The sequence below is a fragment of the uncultured Mucilaginibacter sp. genome, from assembly GCF_903913935.1.
GTDB lineage: Bacteria > Bacteroidota > Bacteroidia > Sphingobacteriales > Sphingobacteriaceae > Mucilaginibacter.
In genome coordinates this window covers 1-2,199 of sequence record NZ_CAIWNH010000499.1, presented here as the reverse complement: position 1 = coordinate 2,199, position 2,199 = coordinate 1, and the positions used below count along the sequence as shown (strand labels likewise).

The window sequence follows — 2,199 nt, the reverse complement described above, 5'->3', positions numbered from 1 at the left end:
TGTCCTTCCTGAATAAGGCCGTTCTTTGAAAATTCCAGCCATTTAGCCTTACCCCTAGCGCAGACGCCTAAAGCTGCGTAATCAGGTACACCGAAATGGGCAAGCCCAGCTTTTTGGCCTTTTGCCATGCCCCGGATATCCAGGCGAATTATTACTTCATTGGTTTTAGTGCGCAAGCTTCTTTGCGTAAGCGTATTGCCGGCCTTGAGCAAGTCACCGGCTGTTATAGGCTTAAATGCCTTCAAACGTAGCCACCCTTTTCGCTCGGTTAATGACCATTTGTCATTACGTGGTTGATAGTTCCATTCCCATTGTGGCTGTAGTTCCGATTCGTTGAATTCGTCACTGGTTTGATAATTAGAGGTGTTATTCGTTGAAAGAGGCATTTTACCTGACCAAACCATTTCGCCCATCTGCCTGGGTGGCGTTACTTTTCCAATTAACGGCCATCCGTCAGTCCAAAGTACCGGTAATAAACTGATGACGCGGCCAGACCAGTCACCTGTACCATGATGTGTCAAAAAAAACCAATCGCCATTCTGGGTTTGTACCAGTCCTCCCTGGTTCGGCTCGTTTATATGCTGCTGTGTATAGCTTAATTGTTTGGTCTCTAAATAAGGACCTTGTAATGAATTGGATCGCTCCATCATCAATGCACGGCCGTCATGTTTTACTTCGCTAAACAGATGGTAATAGGTGCCGTTGATCTTATACAGTTTATTTGCTTCGCTTCCCTTTGACTGATGGATAATTTTGTCTGCGCCTTTAATTAGTTGTTTTCCATCTGGGGTCATTTTAAAAAGATGTATTTGATACCCTTCGGAGAAATGCGTCCCAACTAAATAAGCCTGCCCGTCATCATCCCAGAAAGGGCAGCAGTCGTCCCATCCCTTTTGCCGCAATACACAGTGTAATGGTGACCATGGGCCCTCCGCGTTTTTAGCGGTACTCATAAAATAGCCTTCATCAGGTGTGCCAAAGTAAATCCAAAATCTATCAGCATGATACCTGATTGCACCGGCCCAAATTCCTTTTCCGTACCTGTTCATCTTTTTCCAATTCATCTCCGGCGAAATCTGGTTGAGATCCTTTACCGCGTGCCCCAGAATAGTCCAGTTTACAAGGTCTTTGGATCGGAGGATGACCAAGCCTGGAGAATATTGGAACGTCGACGATATCGCATAGTAAACTGATCCTACCCGAATACAGTCAATATCGCTGTAATCCGCAGGGATGATTGGGTTATTATAAATGCCATTCCCGGAGTCCCCCCAGTTTTGCCAATATCCCCATTTATGGCTATCTGTACCGGTTTGGCCGTTACTACGCTGACTGATCATGAAAAATATTATACCGATAAAAAAGATTCTGTTCATAAACTATAATAACAAATTTTAAAATGCATTTGCCGGGGGGGGACCTAAAAGGTACGATAGACGTGGCGACTGTATTTTCACCGCTTTGATGTGCCAGGTAGCGAGAGGCAACTCCGTCGATGCATTCTCGGCTATGCGGTTAGGTCCGGTATCGTTATGCTGAATTAAATAACCAGCATAGTGAATGATGACGTGGCTGTAGACCCATAATGACGAATACTGCTCCTGTAAATTGTATTTACTCGAAAATCTTAACTTGTATTCAAGCCTTAAAGGTTGTTGATTGAATACCCAGCCAGTTCCTGAAGTATCCGCGATGGCACGTTGATTAGATTTAATGGTATAAAAAGTGCGCCTATTGATTATAAAAAAGTGATTAACTATTCGCTTATCAGGGCCGGTCGTTTTCAAACCGGAGTGTGTAAAGCAACCGATTGTTAAAAAAATACACCTTGTTAAAATGGTGGTGATTATCAGAGCTTTCAATATCATTAAGTTTGATTTTATAAATTTGTTTTTTTAATAGACAAGCGCCGGCTTCCGTCAAAATCCGAACATCTGGATTTAATAGAAAAGTGTGAGCCGAAGTACGATTTATTTGTCTTCGATTAGCGAGCCATCCGAACCAACAACACAGATTCTGTCAGCAAGTGCGGTGCATAATGCATTATTTGAATCTCGGTTTAATCAGAAACCAGGAACCAGTTATTAAATGCTAATGAGAACCGGCCACATATATAAATAAATATTCCTATTTTTTTGAAAAAAATTCTCAATTATGGTAATAGCTCTTAATGATATGTTAATAATTCATAACGAGGGT

Annotated in this window: 2 protein-coding genes; both read right to left on the bottom strand. The window is 42.2% G+C overall.

Annotation, left to right across the window (positions count from 1 at the left end):
* Nucleotides 1-1,376 (bottom strand): glycoside hydrolase 43 family protein (locus tag QZY09_RS20260; RefSeq protein WP_295675423.1); only part of this gene is annotated, 1,376 nt, incomplete at its 3' end.
* 18 nt (nt 1,377-1,394) lie between these two features.
* Nucleotides 1,395-1,787: a hypothetical protein gene (locus QZY09_RS20255; protein ID WP_295675421.1), complete on the bottom strand. Its 393-nt coding sequence runs from the start codon at nt 1,785-1,787 to the stop codon at nt 1,395-1,397.
* Nucleotides 1,788-2,199 lie beyond the last annotated feature (412 nt).